15 protein-coding genes are annotated in these 18,963 nt (G+C 55.2%); 7 read left to right on the forward strand and 8 right to left on the reverse strand.

Going from position 1 to position 18,963, the window contains the following annotated elements:
* Positions 1-82 precede the first annotated feature (82 nt).
* Positions 83-1,000, reverse strand: a complete 918-nt coding sequence (locus WG929_RS14755; protein ID WP_416206676.1) for a branched-chain amino acid transaminase — start codon at positions 998-1,000, stop codon at positions 83-85.
* Positions 1,001-1,036: 36 nt separating this feature from the next.
* Positions 1,037-3,976 (reverse strand): bifunctional [glutamate--ammonia ligase]-adenylyl-L-tyrosine phosphorylase/[glutamate--ammonia-ligase] adenylyltransferase, encoded by a 2,940-nt coding sequence (gene glnE / locus WG929_RS14760; RefSeq protein WP_416206677.1) that lies wholly within the window; start codon positions 3,974-3,976, stop codon positions 1,037-1,039.
* Positions 3,977-4,156: 180 nt separating this feature from the next.
* Here glnE and mrcB point away from each other — a divergent pair, with 180 nt between their 5' ends.
* Both mrcB and WG929_RS14770 read left to right on the forward strand, forming a co-directional pair.
* Positions 4,157-6,697: a penicillin-binding protein 1B gene (gene mrcB, locus WG929_RS14765; RefSeq protein ID WP_416206678.1), complete on the forward strand. Its 2,541-nt coding sequence runs from the start codon at positions 4,157-4,159 to the stop codon at positions 6,695-6,697.
* A complete protein-coding gene (locus WG929_RS14770; RefSeq protein WP_416206679.1) occupies positions 6,694-7,179 on the forward strand; it encodes a hypothetical protein in 486 nt (161 codons plus the stop codon). The genes mrcB and WG929_RS14770 overlap by 4 nt, the downstream gene beginning before the upstream one ends.
* A 4-nt stretch (positions 7,180-7,183) precedes the next feature.
* Here WG929_RS14770 and WG929_RS14775 read toward each other — a convergent pair whose 3' ends face one another.
* From WG929_RS14775 to WG929_RS14790, 4 genes are all read right to left on the reverse strand, one after another.
* A complete protein-coding gene (locus WG929_RS14775) occupies positions 7,184-7,831 on the reverse strand; it encodes a hypothetical protein (protein WP_416206680.1) in 648 nt (215 codons plus the stop codon).
* Positions 7,828-9,123 carry a glutamate-1-semialdehyde 2,1-aminomutase gene (hemL, locus tag WG929_RS14780; RefSeq protein ID WP_416206681.1) on the reverse strand — a complete coding sequence of 432 codons (1,296 nt, stop codon included), beginning with the start codon at positions 9,121-9,123 and terminating at the stop codon, positions 7,828-7,830. Before hemL ends, WG929_RS14775 begins: the two co-directional genes overlap by 4 nt.
* A gap of 75 nt (positions 9,124-9,198) precedes the next feature.
* Positions 9,199-9,621 (reverse strand): protoporphyrinogen oxidase HemJ, encoded by a 423-nt coding sequence (gene hemJ / locus WG929_RS14785; protein ID WP_416206682.1) that lies wholly within the window; start codon positions 9,619-9,621, stop codon positions 9,199-9,201.
* 41 nt (positions 9,622-9,662) lie between these two features.
* Positions 9,663-11,426 (reverse strand): chloride channel protein, encoded by a 1,764-nt coding sequence (locus WG929_RS14790; protein WP_416206683.1) that lies wholly within the window; start codon positions 11,424-11,426, stop codon positions 9,663-9,665.
* 130 nt (positions 11,427-11,556) lie between these two features.
* On the opposite strand from WG929_RS14790, the gene argC reads away from it, so the two are divergent.
* The 4 genes from argC to erpA all read left to right on the forward strand — a co-directional run bounded on the left by argC (position 11,557) and on the right by erpA (position 14,218).
* The gene (gene argC, locus WG929_RS14795) at positions 11,557-12,594 is read left to right on the forward strand and encodes an N-acetyl-gamma-glutamyl-phosphate reductase (protein ID WP_416206684.1); all 1,038 of its coding nucleotides are present in this window, start codon (positions 11,557-11,559) and stop codon (positions 12,592-12,594) included.
* 31 nt (positions 12,595-12,625) lie between these two features.
* Positions 12,626-13,363: a DUF6776 family protein gene (locus WG929_RS14800; RefSeq protein ID WP_416206685.1), complete on the forward strand. Its 738-nt coding sequence runs from the start codon at positions 12,626-12,628 to the stop codon at positions 13,361-13,363.
* An 11-nt stretch (positions 13,364-13,374) separates the two neighbouring features.
* Positions 13,375-13,794 (forward strand): bactofilin family protein, encoded by a 420-nt coding sequence (locus tag WG929_RS14805; RefSeq protein ID WP_416206686.1) that lies wholly within the window; start codon positions 13,375-13,377, stop codon positions 13,792-13,794.
* Positions 13,795-13,870: 76 nt separating this feature from the next.
* On the forward strand, positions 13,871-14,218 hold the full coding sequence (erpA, locus tag WG929_RS14810) for an iron-sulfur cluster insertion protein ErpA (RefSeq protein ID WP_369856324.1): 348 nt from the start codon (positions 13,871-13,873) through the stop codon (positions 14,216-14,218).
* Positions 14,219-14,665: 447 nt separating this feature from the next.
* Here erpA and WG929_RS14815 read toward each other — a convergent pair whose 3' ends face one another.
* Together WG929_RS14815 and WG929_RS14820 are read right to left on the reverse strand one after the other, a co-directional pair.
* Positions 14,666-15,766, reverse strand: a complete 1,101-nt coding sequence (locus WG929_RS14815) for an anhydro-N-acetylmuramic acid kinase (protein ID WP_416206687.1) — start codon at positions 15,764-15,766, stop codon at positions 14,666-14,668.
* The gene (locus WG929_RS14820; RefSeq protein WP_416206688.1) at positions 15,766-17,031 is read right to left on the reverse strand and encodes an OapA family protein; all 1,266 of its coding nucleotides are present in this window, start codon (positions 17,029-17,031) and stop codon (positions 15,766-15,768) included. The genes WG929_RS14815 and WG929_RS14820 overlap by 1 nt, the downstream gene beginning before the upstream one ends.
* A 144-nt stretch (positions 17,032-17,175) precedes the next feature.
* Here WG929_RS14820 and tyrS point away from each other — a divergent pair, with 144 nt between their 5' ends.
* Entirely contained in the window at positions 17,176-18,474 is a 1,299-nt protein-coding gene (gene tyrS, locus WG929_RS14825; protein WP_416206689.1) for a tyrosine--tRNA ligase, read from the forward strand.
* Positions 18,475-18,963 lie beyond the last annotated feature (489 nt).

Raw genomic sequence — 18,963 nt, forward strand, 5'->3', positions numbered from 1 at the left:
AAACAAAACCCCGCAGGATGAGACTCCGACGGGGTTTTTTATTGGCTTGTTTGCCCGCATTGGTCGGCGGGCCTGGACCGGGTTATTTAACGGGTGTTTGCCACTCTGGTTTGTAGTCGCGTTTGCCGGTGACCTGTTCAAAGTACATGCTTTGCAGCTGTTCGGTAACCGGGCCTCGGTGGCCTGCTCCTATCACGCGGCCATCGAGGCTCTGGATGGGCAGTACTTCGGCGGCGGTGCCGGTAAAGAAGGCTTCGTCGGCGATGTAGACTTCGTCGCGGGTGATGCGTTTTTCGCGCACTTCATAACCGAGGTTGCGGGAGAATTCCATAATGGTGCGGCGGGTAATGCCGTCCAGGCAGGAAGTCAGTTCCGGGGTGTAGATCACGCTGTCTTTCACCAGAAAGACGTTCTCGCCGGAACCTTCGGCAACGTAGCCTTCGTTGTCCAGCAGCAGGGCTTCTTCACAACCGCTGTCGAGTGCTTCACGCAGTGCCAGCATGGAGTTCATGTAGTTGCCGTTGGCTTTCGCCTTGCACATGGTGATGTTGACGTGGTGGCGGGTATAGCTGGAGGTGCGGATTTTAATACCCTGGGTTTTGGCGTCTTCGCCCATGTAGGCGGGCCATTCCCAGGCGGCAACCATCAGGTGTACTTTCAGGTTGTCGGCACGCAAGCCCATACCTTCAGAGCCGAGAAACGCCATCGGGCGAATATAGGCGCTGTCGAGGTTGTTTTCGCGTACGGCGGCTCGTTGGGCTTCGTTTACTTCTGCTTTGCTGTAGGGCAACTTCATACCCAGAATGTGGGCGGAGTTAAACAGTCGGTCTGTGTGCTCCTGCAGGCGGAAAATCGCAGCACCCTCGGCTGTATTATAAGCCCGCACACCTTCGAAAACGCCCATGCCGTAGTGCAAGGTATGAGTCAGTACGTGGACTTTGGCGTCACGCCAGTTTACCAACTCGCCGTCTAGCCAGATCAGACCGTCGCGGTCAGACATGGAGGGTTGCATAAGGACCTCACTCAAAAAATGTAATTAGTTTTCTATCCAGAGTTTCCACAGTCGGGTCACACCCTCGCGGCGCACGTCGAAGCCAAGCTGATGGCTCTGCGTTTGGTCCAGAATCAGGTTTGTATTCTGTAGCGCGCGCCGGTGGGTTTCGGCTCGGTAGGTCAGGTAGGTTTCCTGCAGGGTCTGACGATCTTGTGAATCGAGCAGGCCGACTGTTTCAAACGAATCCAACAAGCGCATGTTGTCGGTTACCGCTAACAGATCTGGGTATTGGTGTGACCAGGCCAGAACTCCGTATTGAACCAGAAACTCGATGTCAACAATACCCCCGGCATCCTGTTTAAGGTGGAATTTCTGTGCGGATTTTTCTTCTGTGCCCAGGTTTTCACGCATTTTCTGACGCATGGAACGGACTTCTTCCTTGAGCACGGGCAATTCACGTGGTTGAGCCAGAGTCTGGCACCGGATGATGTTGTAGGCGGATGCCAGTTCCGGATTGCCACACAGTACGCGGGCGCGTACCAGTGCCTGCTGCTCCCAGGTCCAGGCGTGGCGGGTCTGATACTCTTCGAAGGCTTTGAAGGAGGCGACGATCATGCCGGAATTACCGGAGGGTCGCAGGCGCATGTCCACTTCGTAGAGATCACCGGAGCGGGTCTGAGTGGTGAGTATGTGGATCATGCGTTGGCCCATACGGGTGTAAAAAACGCTGTTGTCGATGCTGCGCTGTGCGGCAGTCTGGTCGGTTTGTTGGTTGGCCAGTGTGCTACCCATATTCCAGCTGTTGTGCAGAAATACCAGGTCGAGGTCGGAGCGGTAACTCATTTCCAGGCCGCCGACCTTGCCGTAGCCGATCACGACAAATTCCGGTTCGGTCACTGCATCGCCCTGACGGTTGGCAGGGTAACCATATTTACTCACCATTTGTTGCCAGGCCAGTTGCATCACATTTTGCAACGCCACTTCGGCGACCCAAGTGAGGTAGTCGGAGATGCGCATCAGTGGCAGGGCGTCCATTATTTCGCAGGCGGCAGCACGGAGTTTGTGGGCGTGAACAAACTGGCGCAGGGCTTCCATTTGCTGTTCGAGGTCGTCGGCGTCGATGCGGAGCAGACGTAATTGCAGTTCTTCCTCTAGTTCGCGGCGTTCGGGGCGACGGTAGAGGGTGGCGGGATCAAGCAGTTCGTCCAGCAACAGTGGTGTGTGGGTAATGTAATGGGCGACCCATTCCGAGGCCCCGCACAGTTGTATCAGCTGGGTGCGGGCCTGGGGGTTTTCTTGCAGTAATACCAGGTAGGCGGTACGCCGCAGCACGGCCTCCAGCAACGGGATCAGTCGTTGCAAGGTGTTCAGTGGCGTGCTGCTGTGGCTGATATCGTGCAGCAATAGCGGCATCAGGGTGTCCAGCCGTTCGTGGCCGATGGCCTGCATGCTGCTCACCGCGCGGGAATGACGGAAGTTGGCCAGGCATTGGCTGAAGTCTGTCGCCAACATGTCTGCGCAGTGGCTGGCCAGGTAGTTATGGGCTTCGGCCGCCAGGTCGCCGTGCCAGACGTCGATCCAGATAAGGTCTGCCGTGTCGGTGTGCTGTTCGGCGCTGTCGCTGCGGACGATTTCGGCAAAGTGGTATCTGACATGTTCACGATGCTGGTCAAGCTGGTGCTCAAGGCTGGCCCAGTTGTCGTAATTCATGGCCAGCGCAATCCGTGCTCTGGCTTCCGGTTCTGTCGGGAGCTGTTGGGTTTGTTCGTCGTTGAGTGCTTGCAGGGTGTGTTCGAGATCGCGCAGAAACAGGTAGGCATTACGCAGTTCGCTGGCGGCATCGGCTGGCAGGTAGCCGTCATTCACGAGCAGGCCAAGCAGCGGTACCAATTGGCGTTGCTGCAGCTGTTTTTCCTGACCGCCGCGAATCAGTTGAAACGCCTGTACGGTAAATTCCACTTCGCGAATGCCGCCCGGCCCCAGTTTGACGTTGTTGTCGAGGTGGCGGCGACGTACTTCAGCGTTGATCATGGCTTTCATGTTGCGCAGGGATTCAAAGGCGCTGTAGTCGATGTACACCCGATAGGTAAATGGCCGCAGAATATTGAGCAATTGCTGTGCTGCCGGGGTGTTTTCACCGGTCAGGATGCGGGCCTTGACCATGGCGTAGCGTTCCCAATCGCGGCCTTGGTTCTGGTAATACTCTTCCATCGAATCGAAGTTCATCACCAGTGGGCCGCTTTGGCCATAGGGACGCAAGCGCATATCAGTGCGGAAGACAAAGCCGTCGATGGTGTGTTTATCCAGCGCGCCGATCAGTTTCTGGCCCAGTTTGACGAAGTATTCCTGGTTGCTGATGGATTTTTTGCCATTGGTGTTACCGGATTCCGGGTAGCTGAAGATCAGGTCAATATCCGAGCTGAGGTTGAGTTCGTAAGCCCCAAGCTTACCCATGCCCAGTACCAGCAACGACTGTGGTTGCCCGGATTCTTTGCCCATCGGGGTACCGTAGCGTTGCTGCAGCTGCTGGTCAAAATAGTGAATGCTTTGGCAGATCACTTCATCGGCCAGGTCGGACACGGTGCGGGTAGTGGTGAGTGTATCGGCCTGCCGCAGCAGGTCGCGCCAGATGGTTTGCACCATGACCCGGCGGCGTAATACGCGCAGCCGATGTAACCACTGTGCTTCGCTGGTCGGATCTGTAGTGGTGTGTTCGTTGAGGGCATTCAGCCAATGACGGATATCAGCCCGGCCAAGGGGTTGGCTGATGTTGTCGGTTTGCAGCTGGCGGGTGAAGTAGTCACTGTCTTTGGGTAATGCATCGACGACGTACTGGCTGATCAGTAATACCGTACGCAGCTGGTGCTGCTGTTTTGCGGTCAGTGATTGCCACAGGCCGGGCCAGTCGAAGCTGAAGCGGGCACCGGTAGCCGTCAGTTGATGGTTAATCTGTTGCCAGCGGTGTTCGAGCAGTGCCGTCATGGTTGTGTTGTCCGTTATTTGTGCAAGTGTCACGTTGTGAGTGTAAGCGCTGTCGACTGGGTATGCATGATTCCGGTCTGCATCGTCGCCCGGATGTGATCCTGAGCATAGACAACCGATATATCGGCCAATGACGGGCACTGACTGCTAGACTTCCGGTCGTATTTTTCAGACTGCGCCATGGCGTGGTCGTTTTTTGTTTTTATAGCGCGGATTATTGTCATCATTATGGCTGGTAAAACTCCCAATAATACACCTTCACGCACACCCAAACCTGACGGGGTCAAACCCAAACGGTCGAAACCGGCTGTTGCCAACCCCCGCTCCAGACCGACGTCCAAGCCGTCAGCAAAACCCTCTGCCAAACCCAAATCGGGCAGCGGTGCCAAACCCAAGTCTGCTGCCCGCTCGGGATCAACATCAGGTTCGGCGTCGAGCGGCAAAATGGCGGCCGGTGGTGCCCAGCCATCGCGCTGGCTGGTCGCCTGGCGTATTAGCTGGCAGCTTGGTCTTGCTGGTTTGTTGGTGTTGGGGGTCTGGATGGTGTTTCTTGATGCTCAAGTACAACGGCAGTTCGACGGCAAAAAGTGGACGCTGCCTGCACGGGTGTATGCGCGCCCGCTGTTGCTGTATCCCGGCCGTTTGTTGCCCGCAGAGCAATTGCGGGCGGAGCTGGAATGGACCGATTATCAGCCGGGCTCGGTGGCGGGGCCGGGGCATTACCAGCATAACGGCGCAATCTGGCGTATTCATCGTCGCCAGGTGAATTTCTGGGATGGCCCACAGCCGCATGCATTGATTGAATTGACCTTGAGCAACCAGCGTATTGAACGGCTGTCCGTCAATGGGAAAGAGGTGCCACTGGTGCGGTTGGAGCCACAATACGTTGGCGGTATCTTCCCGGCCCATAATGAAGACCGCGAACTGGTGACGCTGGATCAGGTGCCCAGCGAACTGCTGGCTGCGCTGGTGGTGACGGAAGACAATGGTTTTTTTGAGCATCATGGCATTTCGTTGCGGGGGATTGCTCGTGCCATGGTGGCTAATATTCAGGCGGGCGGTGTGGTGCAGGGCGGATCGACCCTGACCCAGCAGTTGGTAAAAAACTTCTTTCTGACCCAGGAACGCACCTTAACGCGCAAGGTGCAGGAAGCATTGATGGCCATTTTGCTGGAGTTGCACTACAGCAAGGCTGAGATTTTGCAGGCGTATCTGAATGAAGTGTATCTGGGCCAGGCTGGTCGCCGGGCCATTCATGGGGTGGGGTTGGCGTCACGATTTTATTTCGGCAAGCCGGTGCAGGAGTTGGATCTGGCTGAAATCGCCACGCTGGTGGGGTTGGTTAAGGGGGCGTCGTTTTATAATCCGAAACGGCATCCGCAACGGGCGCTGGAGCGTCGCAACCTGATTCTGACATTGATGGCGGAGCAAGGGCTGATTTCGCAACCCCGCTATTTGCAGGCCAGTCAGCAGCCGATGCAGACGGCCGACAGCCAGCGGGTTAGCCAGCGCGAGTATCCGGCGTTTCTTGAACTGGTACGCAAGCAACTGCGAGAAGATTACCGCAGTGAGGATCTGGAAACCGAAGGGCTGAATATTTTCACCACTCTGGATCCCTGGATTCAGCATGCGCTGGAAGTGTCTGCGGCCACCCAATTGGACAGGCTGGAAACCCGCTACCCGGCGCTAACCGGCAAGCTGGAAACCGCAGCCTTGGTCACCAGTGTTGATGGTGCCGAAATCCGCGCCATGATTGGTGGTCGGCAGGCGGGTTATTTTGGCTTTAATCGGGCATTGGATGCGCATCGTTCGATCGGTTCGCTGGCGAAGCCGGTGGTTTATCTGGCCGCTCTGCGCAGTGGTCGCTATCACTGGGGGACGCCGGTGGATGACAGTCCGGTGCAGGTTGCCGGTCAGGATGGCCAGCTCTGGCAGCCACAAAACTATGACGGTAAAAACCATGGTCAGGTGGCCATGGTGGATGCCCTGAGCCATTCCTATAACCAGGCGACGGCACGTCTTGGTATGCGGGTGGGGCTGGAGCAGGTTGCGCGTACGTTTCATGATCTTGGTTTGCACAGTCAGGTGCCACCGTATCCCTCGGTGCTGTTAGGTTCGCTGGAATTATCACCTTTCGATGTGGCCGGGGTGTATCAGACACTGGCTGCTCGCGGCTTTGTGATGCCTCTGCGGGCGGTTGAAGCGGTGACGACCGGCAGTGGCAGAACCTTGTCGTCGTACGCCATTCAAGGGCATCAGGGGGTGTCGGCAGAACAGGTTGACTGGCTGCGCTACGGACTTGAACAGGTGGTGAACGAGGGCACGGCCAAACAGCTGCTGACGCAATTTAGTGGCCCCTTGGCGGGTAAAACCGGTACCAGTGATCAACAGCGTGACGCCTGGTTTGCCGGTTTTGATAATCGCCATCTCGGCGTGGTGTGGGTCGGTCGTGATGACAATCAGCCAATGCCTCTGGCGGGCAGTTCGGCAGCCCTGCCGATCTGGCAGCAAACCTTCGCGCAGGCGGGTGTGGAACCATTGCCAGCGACCGGTTTGCAACCCGTTGTGGTGGATCCGCAGGGACAGATTCTGGAGGAAAGCTGTGAAGGCCGTTCGCTGCTGATGCCTGCCAGTATGATGACGCAAGCTCCAATACCTTGTCAGTCGGCGGGTAAAGCAAACTCAAGAGGCAAAAAGGGATGGCTGGATTGGTTGTTTTGAACACCCGGATCGGGTTACTGACAGCGGCGCTGTTGCTGGGCGTGGCCGGTGGCTTGGTCGGATGTAGCAGCACAGCGGTGATCGCTCCTGAGTCGTCAACAACAGCCGAGTTGCCGTATTGGCAAGCGGGTGAGTTGGCGACGCTGGATCAAGGCCAGCACCATCCGGCCGTCAATGCCTTGTTGCAGCAGGCGGAACAGGCTCGTCAAGCTGGGGAGTGGCCGAAAACCATGAGCTATCTGGATCAGGCGCGCCAGATCCAGCCTCGTAATGCGGCGATTTTTTATCGTCAGGGGTGGGTGAGTGCGCAAATGAATCAGCCTGCGGCGGCGGAACAATTACTGCGGCGGGGGTTGCTGTTCAGCCATGATGAGGGCTTGAGTCGTCGAATCCAGTGGTTGCTGGTGGATGTTTTGCAACAGCAAGGCAAACAGGCAGAAGCCTCTCAACTGCGCTCCCGCTTGGAGGCGGAGCGCGGTTGAGTCATCAGTCCGTGACTGTATTCTGCGAGTGGTGGCTGGCCATCTGATAGGAAAGCGGTTGGGCGTAATGCAGGGCAATCAATGCCAGGGTCAGCCCTGCCATCTGGGCCGCAGGGAGGATCGCTGACTGGGTTGCCTGACCAATACAGAGCAGCAGCCAGGCCGCCAGGGGGAAATAGACATTTTGCCAGCGGCGCTTGTTATGGGTGATAGTGCTGGTTTGACGTAACAGCCAGGGTAAAAGCAGTGTCACCAGGCCAGCGGCAAGGGTCAGTATCAGCACCCAATCGAGGGCATTGCTACGGCGGGCCAGTTCGAACACCACACACCAGCCAAGGAATATTCGCCCCCAGACTTGCCGATTCCAGTTGTGGCCCAAGCGCTCTGTCAGATGACTGCAGACCAGCATGGGTAACGCGGCATACAGACTCAGCTGTTGCATCAGCAAGTCGGTTTGTTGCAGCGCATCGCCAGCCAGCCATGGTGTTAGTCCAGAGGACAGCAGTGAGGCGATACCATAGCCGACTAATATCAACCCGGCAGCAAAGCGTCCTGCGGCAGAGCCAGGCCATTGACGGGCAGTGGCCGGACGATTCTGCCAGCTTGATAGCAGTGCGGCAGCCAGAAGACAAAGCGCGACCAGCATCATCACAGTGTTGCCATGACCTTATCGGCAGCGGCAATGGTGAACTCAATGTCAGCTTCGGTATGGGCCAGTGACATGAATCCGGCTTCAAACGCCGAGGGTGCCAGGTACACGCCTTCTTCCAGCATGCCGTGGAAGAACTTGCCGAAACGGTCGGCGTTGCATTGGTCGGCGACCTGACGGAAGTTCTCTACCTTGTCCAGTTCGGTAAAGAACAGGCCAAACATGGAACCTGCCTTGTTAAAAGTGAACGGAATTCCGTGTTGGTCGGCGGCTGCCTGAAAACCTTCCAGTAGCTGGTCTACACGAGCGTTCAGTTGCTCATACACGCCGTCGCGCTGGATTTCTTTCAGCATCGCCAGCCCGGCGGCCATTGCCAGCGGGTTACCCGAGAGAGTACCGGCCTGATACACCGGTCCGAGTGGTGACAGGCACTCCATGATGGCGCGCTTGCCGCCAAAAGCACCCACAGGTAAGCCGCCGCCAATCACTTTGCCCAGACAGGTCATGTCCGGGACGATGTCGTAGTAGGCTTGGGCTCCACCAAGTGCGACGCGGAAGCCGCTCATCACTTCGTCAAAAATCAGTACGATGCCGTGGACATCACACAATTCACGCAGCCCTTGCAGGAAGGATTTGTTCGGTGGAATGCAGTTCATGTTGCCGGCCACCGGCTCGATGATCACACAGGCAATCTGGTCGCCCATCCGGGAGAAACACTCGCGTACGCTGTCGAGGTTGTTGTAATCCAGTGTGATGGTGTGTTCTGCCACTGACGCCGGAACACCTGGGGACGTCGGTACGCCCAGCGTCATCATGCCGGAACCGGCCTTGACCAGCAGCGAGTCGGAATGGCCGTGGTAGCAGCCTTCGAATTTCACCAGCTTGTCGCGGCCGGTGTAGCCACGGGCCAGGCGAATGGCGCTCATGGTGGCCTCGGTGCCTGAGTTGACCATGCGTACCATAGCCATCGACGGAATCAGTTTGCACACTTCGCTGGCCATATCGCTTTCAATCGCGGTAGGAGCGCCAAAACTCAGGCCCATTACCATGCGTGCAGAGATCGCATCAAGAATCTGCGGCGCACTGTGCCCCAGAATCATTGGCCCCCAGGAACCGACATAATCGACGTAGCGGTTATCATCGACGTCATAGGCATAGGCACCCGCCGCGTGATCGAAAAAAATCGGCGTACCACCGACCCCCTTGAATGCGCGTACCGGGGAGTTTACGCCACCGGGAATATGCAGCTGGGCGGATTCAAACAGGGCCTGGGATTTGGTTGTGCTATAGCTCATGGAGTTCTCTCTTGAATCTGTTTCGGTGCTTGCTGTTTTCGTATTTGGCACCGGAATCGAAAAATTGGCAGTGTGTTAAAACGGCCTCACCACCACCAGTATCACCACCGCAATCAAAATAACTACCGGCAGTTCGTTAAACCAGCGGTACCACACATGACTGCGGTGGTTTTGATCGTTGTTGAACATCTGGTTCAGTTTGCCGCAATACAGGTGATAGCCGACCAGCAACGCGACCAACATCAGCTTGACGTGCATCCAGCCACTGTTCAGGTAGTAATCGGGGTTGAAGCTGATCAGCCAGATGCCCAGTACGATGACCACCACCATGGAAGGCCACATGATGCCGCGATACAGTTTGCGCTCCATAATCTTGAAACGCTCACGGGAAGCCGTGTCATCAGCTGCGGCATGGTAAACGTACAGCCGTGGCAAATAGAAAATACCTGCGAACCAGGTGATCACGGCAATAATATGGAAGGCCTTGACCCAAAGCATAGGTAACATCCTGAATGGCGCAGCAGCACAATGGCTATCCGCTAACGAATAATTTGTGGCCGGTAGCGGTAGTGGCGTTCGATCATTTCCCGCGATACCAGCCCTACACAAGGGCCTTGGCCCTTGCGTGAATCCGGATCGCGACGATACACCGCCAGCCACTGTAAGTCATGGGTCTGCATCAGATCGAGGGCATCTTGCAGGTTGGCTTTTAGTGCAATACGGCCGACGCTGAAACGCTCTGCCGGAATCTTCAGCAGGTCGATAGCGGCTGACGACGGAGCGCTGTCAGCAGTGTTGTCGGTGATGCCATGAATACATTCTGCCAGTTCGGCGGTCGGTAATATGAGTTGTTCATCTTCAACGTAGAGCCAATCGGTGTGCTGGTCGATCAGCTGTTCGGCGGAGGTCGGGTGGAGCTGACGAGGGGTTACTGCCATCGATCGGGTCAGGGCTTCGGCTACCCAGGTGCTGCGTAACATCATTTGTACCGGATGGGGCGGCTGATACAAACCGTTATTGCCCAGTTGGGCCTGAAAGATGGACGGCTGGCGAAAAATTTCACTGGCGACCAGTGTCGCGATCACAATGGCCAACATGCTGGGCATAATAATATGCGGGTTGGCGGTTAACTCCAGCAAGGCAACCAGCGCCGCCAGCGGTGCCCGCAGCACGGCTCCCATCATGGCACCCATGCCCAGCATGACGTAAAACCCGATTTCAGCCGGGTAGTCGGGCACCCACAACAGCGACAGCTTGCCCATCATTCCTCCCACCAAGGCCCCCATAAACAGGGTTGGGCCAATCAGTCCGGCAGGAAAGCCGACCGCTGCTGCCCAGGCCGCCAGCACCAGTTTACCGACCAGCAATCCGGCAAACAGGCCAATGGCGACATTGCCAGCCAGAGCGGCGTTTACGGTATCGTAACCGATCCCCAGAATGCCGGGCAGCCACCAGGCGATGGCGGCAGTGGTGAGAGTCAGTCCTCCCCATTTGGCCCAGAGTGGGTAAGATGCGAGGGCCTGAAGGCGGGTTGTCAAATAAATAAACCCGGCCGCCAGGAGGCCACAAATCAGCCCAAGGGCAACGACGTAGAGTAATTCGACCAGTGAATGCATTGCCAATGGCGGGACATCGAACGCGGTATCAGCGCCAAATACCATCTGACTGATCACTGCCCCAGCGACGGAGGCCAAAATAATCGGAATAAAACCGCGCAGGTTGTATTCCAGCAGCACTACTTCCATGGCAAAAATCACCCCGGCCATCGGGGTGTTAAAGGACGCCGCGATGGCACTGGCGACACCAGCTCCAGCGAGAATCCTGAGTCGGTGATGGGCAACACCGGCGGCCTGCCCCAATTGGCTAGCCGTACCTGCTCCGAGGTGAATCGCCGGACCTTCACGGCCAACGCTGTGGCCACTGAGCAGCGCAATAGCGGCGGCAAACCACTGCAGCAGCAGGTTGGTTCTGGGCATATAGCCCTGGTGGCGCTCCATCCGCATCAAGACGTGGGTTACGCCAACACTGCGTTGTTCGGGGGTCATGGGTTGAAACAGCAAAATCAGTAACAGGCCTCCCCCCAGTAGCAGAGCAACGCGGGTGACGGCACTGAGCGCTTCATAGTCATCTTCACTCGCCATTGGCAAAAAGACTTCCAGTGGCCAGGCAATGGCGAGGCGAAACAGGGTGATCACCAGTGCGGCTGCAATACCTGCCAACAGTGCCAATACCGCGAGTCCAAGCTGGTTGTCGGATAACGCCAGATGCTGTAGCCATTGCTGGCTGCGGGCTTTTAATAGCAAACCAATCCCCTGGTGTTTGCAAGGAATGTGCAACGTGACTGGAAGGTGCACAAAGAAGCGGTATTATAAGCGGCTTCGGGATGAACTGCCCCCGCTCATGGCAGGAAATGGTTTAAACAGAGGTAATCACGTGATCAAAGTAGGTATTGTTGGTGGCACCGGCTATACAGGTGTGGAATTGCTACGCATCCTGGTCAACCATCCAGGCGTCGAACTGTGCGTGATTACCTCTCGAAGTGAAGCAGGTACACCGGTTGCAGACATGTACCCGAATTTGCGTGGCCACACCGAACTGAAATTTACCGTGCCCGATACCGCCACACTGGGCGCGTGTGACGTGGTATTTTTTGCCACACCACACGGCGTTGCCCACTCACTGGCGGCGGAGATTCTGGCTACCGGAACCCGTGTTATCGATCTGTCTGCCGATTTCCGTATACAGGACGCCGACGAATGGGAAGCCTGGTACGGCCAGCCTCATGGTGCCCGCGAGCTGTTGCCGGAAGCTGTCTATGGCTTGCCAGAAGTGAAACGCGATGATATTCGTACCGCGCGGCTGCTTGCCGTACCTGGTTGTTATCCAACTTCTGTGCAGTTGGGTTATTTACCGCTGCTGGAAAACAACCTGCTGCCAGAGCAAACCCTGATTGCCGATTGCAAATCTGGTGTTTCCGGTGCGGGCCGTGGCGCGAAGGTCGGCTCGTTGTTGTGTGAAACCAGTGAATCAGTGATGGCGTATGGGGTTGCGGGTCACCGTCATTTGCCGGAAATCCGTCAGGGCTTGGCCTGGTTTGCGGGCAAGCCGGTAAGTTTGACCTTTGTGCCGCACTTGATGCCAATGGTACGGGGCATACATTCTACCCTGTATGCCTTTGCACCGGATCTCGACGCCAGTGTGGATCTGCAGACGCTTTATGAAGAGCGTTACGTGAACGAGCCGTTTGTGGATGTGATGCCTGCAGGCAGTCATCCGGCCACGCGTAGTGTAAAAGGCAGCAACATGTGCCGTATCGCAGTGCACCATCATGCCGATACCGGCCAGATTGTGGTGCTGTCGGTGATCGACAACCTGGTGAAAGGCGCTTCCGGTCAGGCGGTACAAAACATGAACCTGATGTTTGGCCTGGATGAAACAGCGGGTCTGAATCATGTTGCGTTGATGCCATGATCTATTCAAGGGCGGTTAGCAAGGAGCCATCATGGCTTTGAATAAAGGGGCTGCTGTGTTGGGCAGCCTGCAAGACGAGCTGGTTATTTCCCGACGTCGTCCGGGGCGGGAACTGCGTACCCGCTTCTGGATGCTGTTACTGTTGTTATTGGCTGTCGGCAGCGGCTTTGCCGGAGGCTGGCTTGGCAGCATCCGTATGCTGGAGTCATTGCAGGCGCAGCGGGATCAACTGTTGAGTGATCTCTCGCGTAATGAACAGACCATTACGGATCTGACCCAACACGTTGGTATTCTCGAAAAAGGCGGTGAAGTGGATCGCTACGCCGCCGATTCAGTGCGTGGTTCGATTCGTAGCCTGGAGCAACAGGTGGATGACCTGGAACAGGATGTCGCGTTTTACAAAAGCATTATGGATCCGGATGCGGCCGAGAAAGGGCTGCGAATTCATGATCTGCAGTTGGTTGGCCTCAACGATGGTCGTTATCAGTACCGACTGATGTTGACCCAGGTGGCCGATAACGGTAATACGATTGCTGGAACCATCACGGCCAACGTCGTCGGCCTGAATGATAACGGCGTCAGTGCGACCATGCCTTTGGTGCAGCTGGATGCCGCATTTACAGGCAAATTCCGTTTCCGTTATTTCCAGGAATTGTCTGGTGAATTGGCGTTACCGGATGGCTTTACTCCTCAAAGAGTGAACGTGGTCGCTCAGTCGACTGGCAAAAAAGCCCGCCGTACCGAACAAACCTATGATTGGACCTTATAAGGAACCCCTGCATGTTTAGCGCAAAAGACAAAAGCTCCAACGTCCAGTACGACACGCTGATTTCTTCCAAAACCGAAATTACCGGGGATATTCATTTTTCCGGCGGCTTGCATGTTGACGGTGTTATCAAGGGTAACCTGATGGCTGACGCGGGCAGCAGCGCGGTGGTTCGAGTGAGTAACAAAGGCCGCGTTGAGGGGCAAATACACGCTCCGAATATCATTATTAATGGCCCGGTGATCGGTGACATACATGCGGGTGAATATATCGAGCTGGCGAAAGACGCTCAGGTAACAGGCGATGTTTATTACCAGATGATGGAAATGGTATTGGGCGCTTCGGTGAATGGCCAGCTTAAGCATCAGGCGACGGAGGCTCCGGTCAAAAAAGGCAAAGCAGCACAGACTGTCTTGCTGGATAAAGTTGACTGAAATGGTCGGGTAATCGCATAATGAGGGTATTATCAGGCTGAGCCAGAGTCCTACCCATACCCATAAGAGTCCAACCATGAATGCTGTCGTATCTGCTGATCCCATCGAATTGACCGCGACTGCCGAGGGCAAGGTCAGAGAGTTGCTGATTGACGAAGCCGACGATCAGTTGTGTCTGCGAGTCTTTGTTACTGGTGGCGGCTGTTCCGGGTTTCAGTATGGTTTTACGTTTGATGATGAGCGGGCTGAGGATGATTGCCTGATCGAGCGGGATGGCGTTCGTGTACTGGTTGACTCTCTCAGTTACAGTTACCTGGCGGGTTCGGTTATCGACTATCAAGAAGGTCTGGAAGGCTCCCGGTTTGTTGTTAACAACCCGGCTGCAACGGCAACCTGTGGTTGCGGTTCGTCGTTTTCTGTCTGATGCTGACATTCTATCGGACGTTTTTTGTCCAACGGCTGTCGGCTGCTGCTTTACTGGCGGCACCATGGGTCTGGGCTGGCCCTGAAGCTGAAGTCCTGGAACCCGTGATGCAGTCCAATTCTCTTCTTTCCCCCGGTATCAGGCCAATATTGAGCTTCACTCTGCTGCGGAACAGCTGAATTGGCTCTTTTTTGAGCAAATTCTCGTTAAACAGAACCACTATTCGTCCCAATCTTTGCGCAAAAAACGCTCAAGCCAGTCTTTCCCTCGCGATGAGCGCCTAAGTCCGACAGGCTCCTAGGTTTGTAAATTCTGGCTCAGCAGCCGTCGTCTGATTCGTGATGACTTCCCTGCCTTTATTAACTATGTCACCGATAGCCACCACGAAGTCCAGCGTCTGCAGTCGTCGGGTAACGCCTTTTTCTGAATGACAGTCCATCGTGCGCTTCAAGCCGGGTAAATGGCCCCCAGAATTCTTGGGCCACTGGCTCCGGTTACCAACGGCAGATTGCCTGGTAGCAAATCCAGGGTCTGTTTGGCCAGCCAGGCAAAAGCTGCGGCTTCTATCCAATCCGGGTGAATACCGGCGTCTGCTGTACTGATAACGTGATGGTCTGGCAAGAGGGTTGTAATTCGGTCTATCAGGCAGCGGTTGTGAATCCCCCCCCCACATACCAGCAGCTCTCCTTGCATATGGCCAAAACGCTGCACGGCGATCGCAATGCTCCGGGCTGTCCACTCGGTCAGGGTAGCGAGTGCATCGGCAGCGGTCAGCGTGTGTAATTGGTGTTCAAGGTGCTGTAGCAGGAACAGTTCACGACCGGTGCTTTTGGGCGGCGATAGGGCAAAGAAGGGGTGGGACAGCCATTCGGCAACTAATGTCTGGTTGATCTGGCCGGTTGCGGCGATATCACCATTCTGATCGCAGGGCTGGTTCAGGTAACGCTGGCAGTAATCATCCATCAAGGCGTTGCCTGGCCCGGTGTCAAATCCGAGGGTGTTGTTTCCGGCGAGAACGGTCAGATTGGCAATACCGCCAATATTCAGCACCATACGTCGATGCCCTGGCTGTTCAAATACCAGCTGGTGGAATGCCGGCACCAATGGTGCGCCCTGCCCTCCTGCGGCGACATCGCGGCGTCTGAAATCCGCAACACAGCAAATACCACTGTGTTCTGCGATCCATGACGGGTCTCCCACTTGCCAGGTGATGCCATCGGGCTGGCTCTGATGTCTCAGGGTGTGGCCATGGCTGCCAATCGCGGTTATGTCAGCGGCGAGAATATGACAGTTTTCCAGTAGTTGTTGCACAGCCGTCACGCTGGCTGCGGCGATAAAGCGGTCGAGACGCATCATCTCGTTTACCGGCAGCTGTTCGGCAACCGCACAGTGTCTGAGCCAGTATTGTTTATCGCGGGCGTAGGGCAGGGACACAAACCCGCAGGTGGTAAAGCCGCTGACGTCGCTGCGAGTCAGTACCGCGTCCATGCTGTCGGCGCTGGTGCCAGACATTAGTCCGATAAACAAGCGCGCCGTGGTCGCTGGCATCACTGCACCATCCCGACGCGATAGCCATTAAGCCAGGTCAGCATGGCACGAGATCGTTGTAGAAATGCGGGTTTCTCCACCGCAGAGATAGACTGGGCTTTGGGTAATTTGACGCGCAAGGAGTCCCGGTGGACGCCATCAACCCGGAATTCGTAGTGAAGATGAGGGCCGGTGGCCAGCCCGGTACTGCCGACATAACCAATGATTTGCCCCTGTTTGACCGAGCGACCCTTGCGAACACTGCGATGGAAGCTATTCATGTGCGCATAAAGTGTCTGGTAGCGAGTGCCATGCTGAATAATCACCACATTGCCGTAACCGCCCTTGCGCCCGGCAAAAATGATTTTGCCGTCCCCGGCCGCCTTGATCGGAGTGCCTGTGGCGGCGGCATAGTCGGTACCTTTGTGGGCTCGGATAGTGTTCAGCACCGGGTGTTTGCGGCTCAGGTTAAAGCGTGAACTGATGCGGGCAAAGTCGATGGGGTTACGCAGGAACTCCTTTCTCATGCTCAACCCTTCTGGGGTGTAATAGCTGGCGTTGCCGTCTTTATCTTCGTAACGTATGGCGGTTATATCCCTCCCTTGATTACTGAAACGGGCAACCAGAATATTGCCATTACCTATTTTTTGACCGTCCAGAAAGACATCCTCATAGATCAGGCTGAAAGCATCGCCCTTGCGGATATCCAGCGCAAAATCGATATCCCAGCCAAAAATACCAGCCAGTTCGATCAGAATTTGCTCCGGCACCCCGGCCCGTTCACCATCCAAAAAGAGCGAATTTTCGATGGTGGTGCTGGCGAAGTGAGGGATGTATTCGGCATCGCGTTCGACCAGCTGGTAGTTGACGGCACCATCTTCAGCTCTATCTATACGATGGTGAGCCAGTGCCGACAGCGGGATTTCCAGTGACTTGACGCGACCGTCCCAGTTCCTTTCCCAGCGTATTTCTTGTCCGGGATAAAGCCGAATGGCCTCTTTCGGTACCTTGCTGGCGATATCAACCACATCGGATGCACTCAGGTTGTTACGACTGAACAGGGTAGACAGGCTGTCTCCAGACTTCACCTTGTCCTGTTCCCACTTGTCTTCCCTGTCTGCGTCAGCGGACAGAGCGGGGGAATCTGGCAGGGCGATTTTGAGACTGGTTATCTGACGGTTGTTGCCTGAAGGCCAGAGCAGGATAGAAAGAATAAGAACAAGTGCGATAACTACTCCAGCCAGGTGGGTGGCGGGAAAATATTGAAGTCTGCTTGGCTCAGCCATAACGAGTAAATGATTCCTGAAGCGATAGTACGAGCGAATATCCGCATATTAGCGGCTGTGGGCATTTTAACCAGTGCGCTTGATTTTGCACATCGATCAGGTATTTTCATTTGCCCTATTTATCAGACACCTTTTGAGTACGTCATGACAGCTGCATTGATCGAAGATTTGAAAGCCCGTGGGTTGCTAAACCAGGCAACCGCCGACGAAGAACTGATTCAACATCTCGAATCTGGCATGCGTACACTTTATTGTGGATTCGATCCGACCGCAGATAGTCTGCATATCGGCAGTTTGGTTCCCTTGTTGATGCTGAAACGTTTCCAGCTGGCTGGGCATCGCCCCTTTGCACTGGTTGGTGGCGCGACGGGGCTTATTGGTGACCCCAGCTTCAAGGCGCAGGAACGTAAGCTGAACGGCCCCGAAGTGGTCGCCGGATGGGTTGAAAAACTGAAATCCCAGGTGAGTCAATTTATTGATTTTGATTGTGGCGAGAACAGTGCCGAGGTGGTGAACAACCTTGACTGGGTCGGGGACATGACAGTGCTCGATTTTCTCCGCGATGTTGGCAAGCATTTTTCAGTGAACAACATGATTCAGAAGGAATCAGTCAAACAGCGGCTTGATCGAGAAGGGGCTGGCATTTCCTTCACCGAATTCACCTATATGTTGTTGCAGTCCTACGATTTTGCCGAACTGGCGGAGCGCGCGAGCTGTACGCTGCAGATTGGTGGTTCGGATCAGTGGGGCAACATTGTTGGTGGTGTCGACCTGGCGCGGCGCATGTATAGCAAGCAGACCTTTGGATTGACCATGCCGTTGGTGACCAAGTCGGATGGTACCAAATTCGGTAAAACCGAGAGCGGCACAATCTGGCTGGATGCAAGCAAGACCTCACCTTACGCGTTTTACCAGTTCTGGCTCAACACTGCCGATGCCGATGCCTATAAATTCCTGCACTACTTTACCTTCCTTCCGGTAACACAAATCGCTGGAATAGAAGCCGCAGATAGCGCCATACAAGGGCGTAAAACGGCACAACCGATCCTTGCCGATGAAGTGACTCGCCTGGTTCATGGCGACGAGGCCCTGGCGTCAGCCAAGCGTATTACGGCAGCATTGTTTGCTGGAGACATCTCTCTGCTCTCTGAGCTTGAGCTGGAACAGATCAAACTTGATGGTCTGCCTGCCAGTGACCTGGACATGTCAGTGATGGGTGGCACGCCTCTGACAAGCTTGTTGGTGGAGTGTGGAATGGTCAGTGCCGGGCGAGAAGTCAAAGATGCCCTCGGGCGTAATGCCGTGCTTATCAACGGTGAGGCAAAAGGTGCAGCAGACAATATGAATACGCCAGCATGCTTTGCTGCTGAAAAAGCGCTTTATGGGCGATTTTTTCTCGTAAAACTGGGGAAAAAGAAATACCACTTGTTTGAACAGAAATAAGATTGAAAAAGTGGTTGACCTCTGAGGTGCTATCTCTATAATGCGCCGCTCTCGAGACAACAACGCCGCAAGGTGCTGAAGTTAAAGAGAAAAAGGGTTGACACTGTTGAAGATCTCTTTAGAATACGCGCTCCTCTCCCAAGCAAGAAGTCACCAGGCTGAAAGCAAAAGAGAAAGAAAAAAGGAGTTGACATTCTTGAAAATATCTCTAGAATACGCCCTCCGATCTGAAGTGAAAGCGCATTGCGCTGACCGCATCGGAAAAGATTGAAAGAAAGTGGTTGACATTGAGATTAAGTTCTGTAGAATGCGCAGCCCGCTTCGAGACAAAACGAAGCACGCTCTTTAACAAAGTATTTAGACAATTACGTGTGGGTGCTTACTGAGATGATCTGAAGTCAAGATTATCAAGAAGTAAGAACTCGTCGAAGATTCATTTACGTGAATGTTAACAGTTTTATTCTTGAGCACGATTTAGATTGGATTTTC

Origin of the sequence: Oceanobacter antarcticus (assembly GCF_044962685.1) — a bacterium.
Lineage (GTDB): Bacteria > Pseudomonadota > Gammaproteobacteria > Pseudomonadales > Oceanobacteraceae > Oceanobacter > Oceanobacter antarcticus.

Coding starts and splice junctions, on each gene's coding strand:
- WG929_RS14755 (WP_416206676.1), bottom strand. CDS start 1,000: ATGTCTGACCGCGACGGTCTGATCTGGCTAGACGGCGAGTTGGTAAAC.
- glnE (WP_416206677.1), bottom strand. CDS start 3,976: ATGACGGCACTGCTCGAACACCGCTGGCAACAGATTAACCATCAACTG.
- mrcB (WP_416206678.1), top strand. CDS start 4,157: ATGGCGTGGTCGTTTTTTGTTTTTATAGCGCGGATTATTGTCATCATT.
- hemL (WP_416206681.1), bottom strand. CDS start 9,123: ATGAGCTATAGCACAACCAAATCCCAGGCCCTGTTTGAATCCGCCCAG.
- hemJ (WP_416206682.1), bottom strand. CDS start 9,621: ATGCTTTGGGTCAAGGCCTTCCATATTATTGCCGTGATCACCTGGTTC.
- WG929_RS14800 (WP_416206685.1), top strand. CDS start 12,626: ATGGCTTTGAATAAAGGGGCTGCTGTGTTGGGCAGCCTGCAAGACGAG.
- WG929_RS14805 (WP_416206686.1), top strand. CDS start 13,375: ATGTTTAGCGCAAAAGACAAAAGCTCCAACGTCCAGTACGACACGCTG.
- erpA (WP_369856324.1), top strand. CDS start 13,871: ATGAATGCTGTCGTATCTGCTGATCCCATCGAATTGACCGCGACTGCC.
- WG929_RS14815 (WP_416206687.1), bottom strand. CDS start 15,766: ATGCCAGCGACCACGGCGCGCTTGTTTATCGGACTAATGTCTGGCACC.
- WG929_RS14820 (WP_416206688.1), bottom strand. CDS start 17,031: ATGGCTGAGCCAAGCAGACTTCAATATTTTCCCGCCACCCACCTGGCT.
- tyrS (WP_416206689.1), top strand. CDS start 17,176: ATGACAGCTGCATTGATCGAAGATTTGAAAGCCCGTGGGTTGCTAAAC.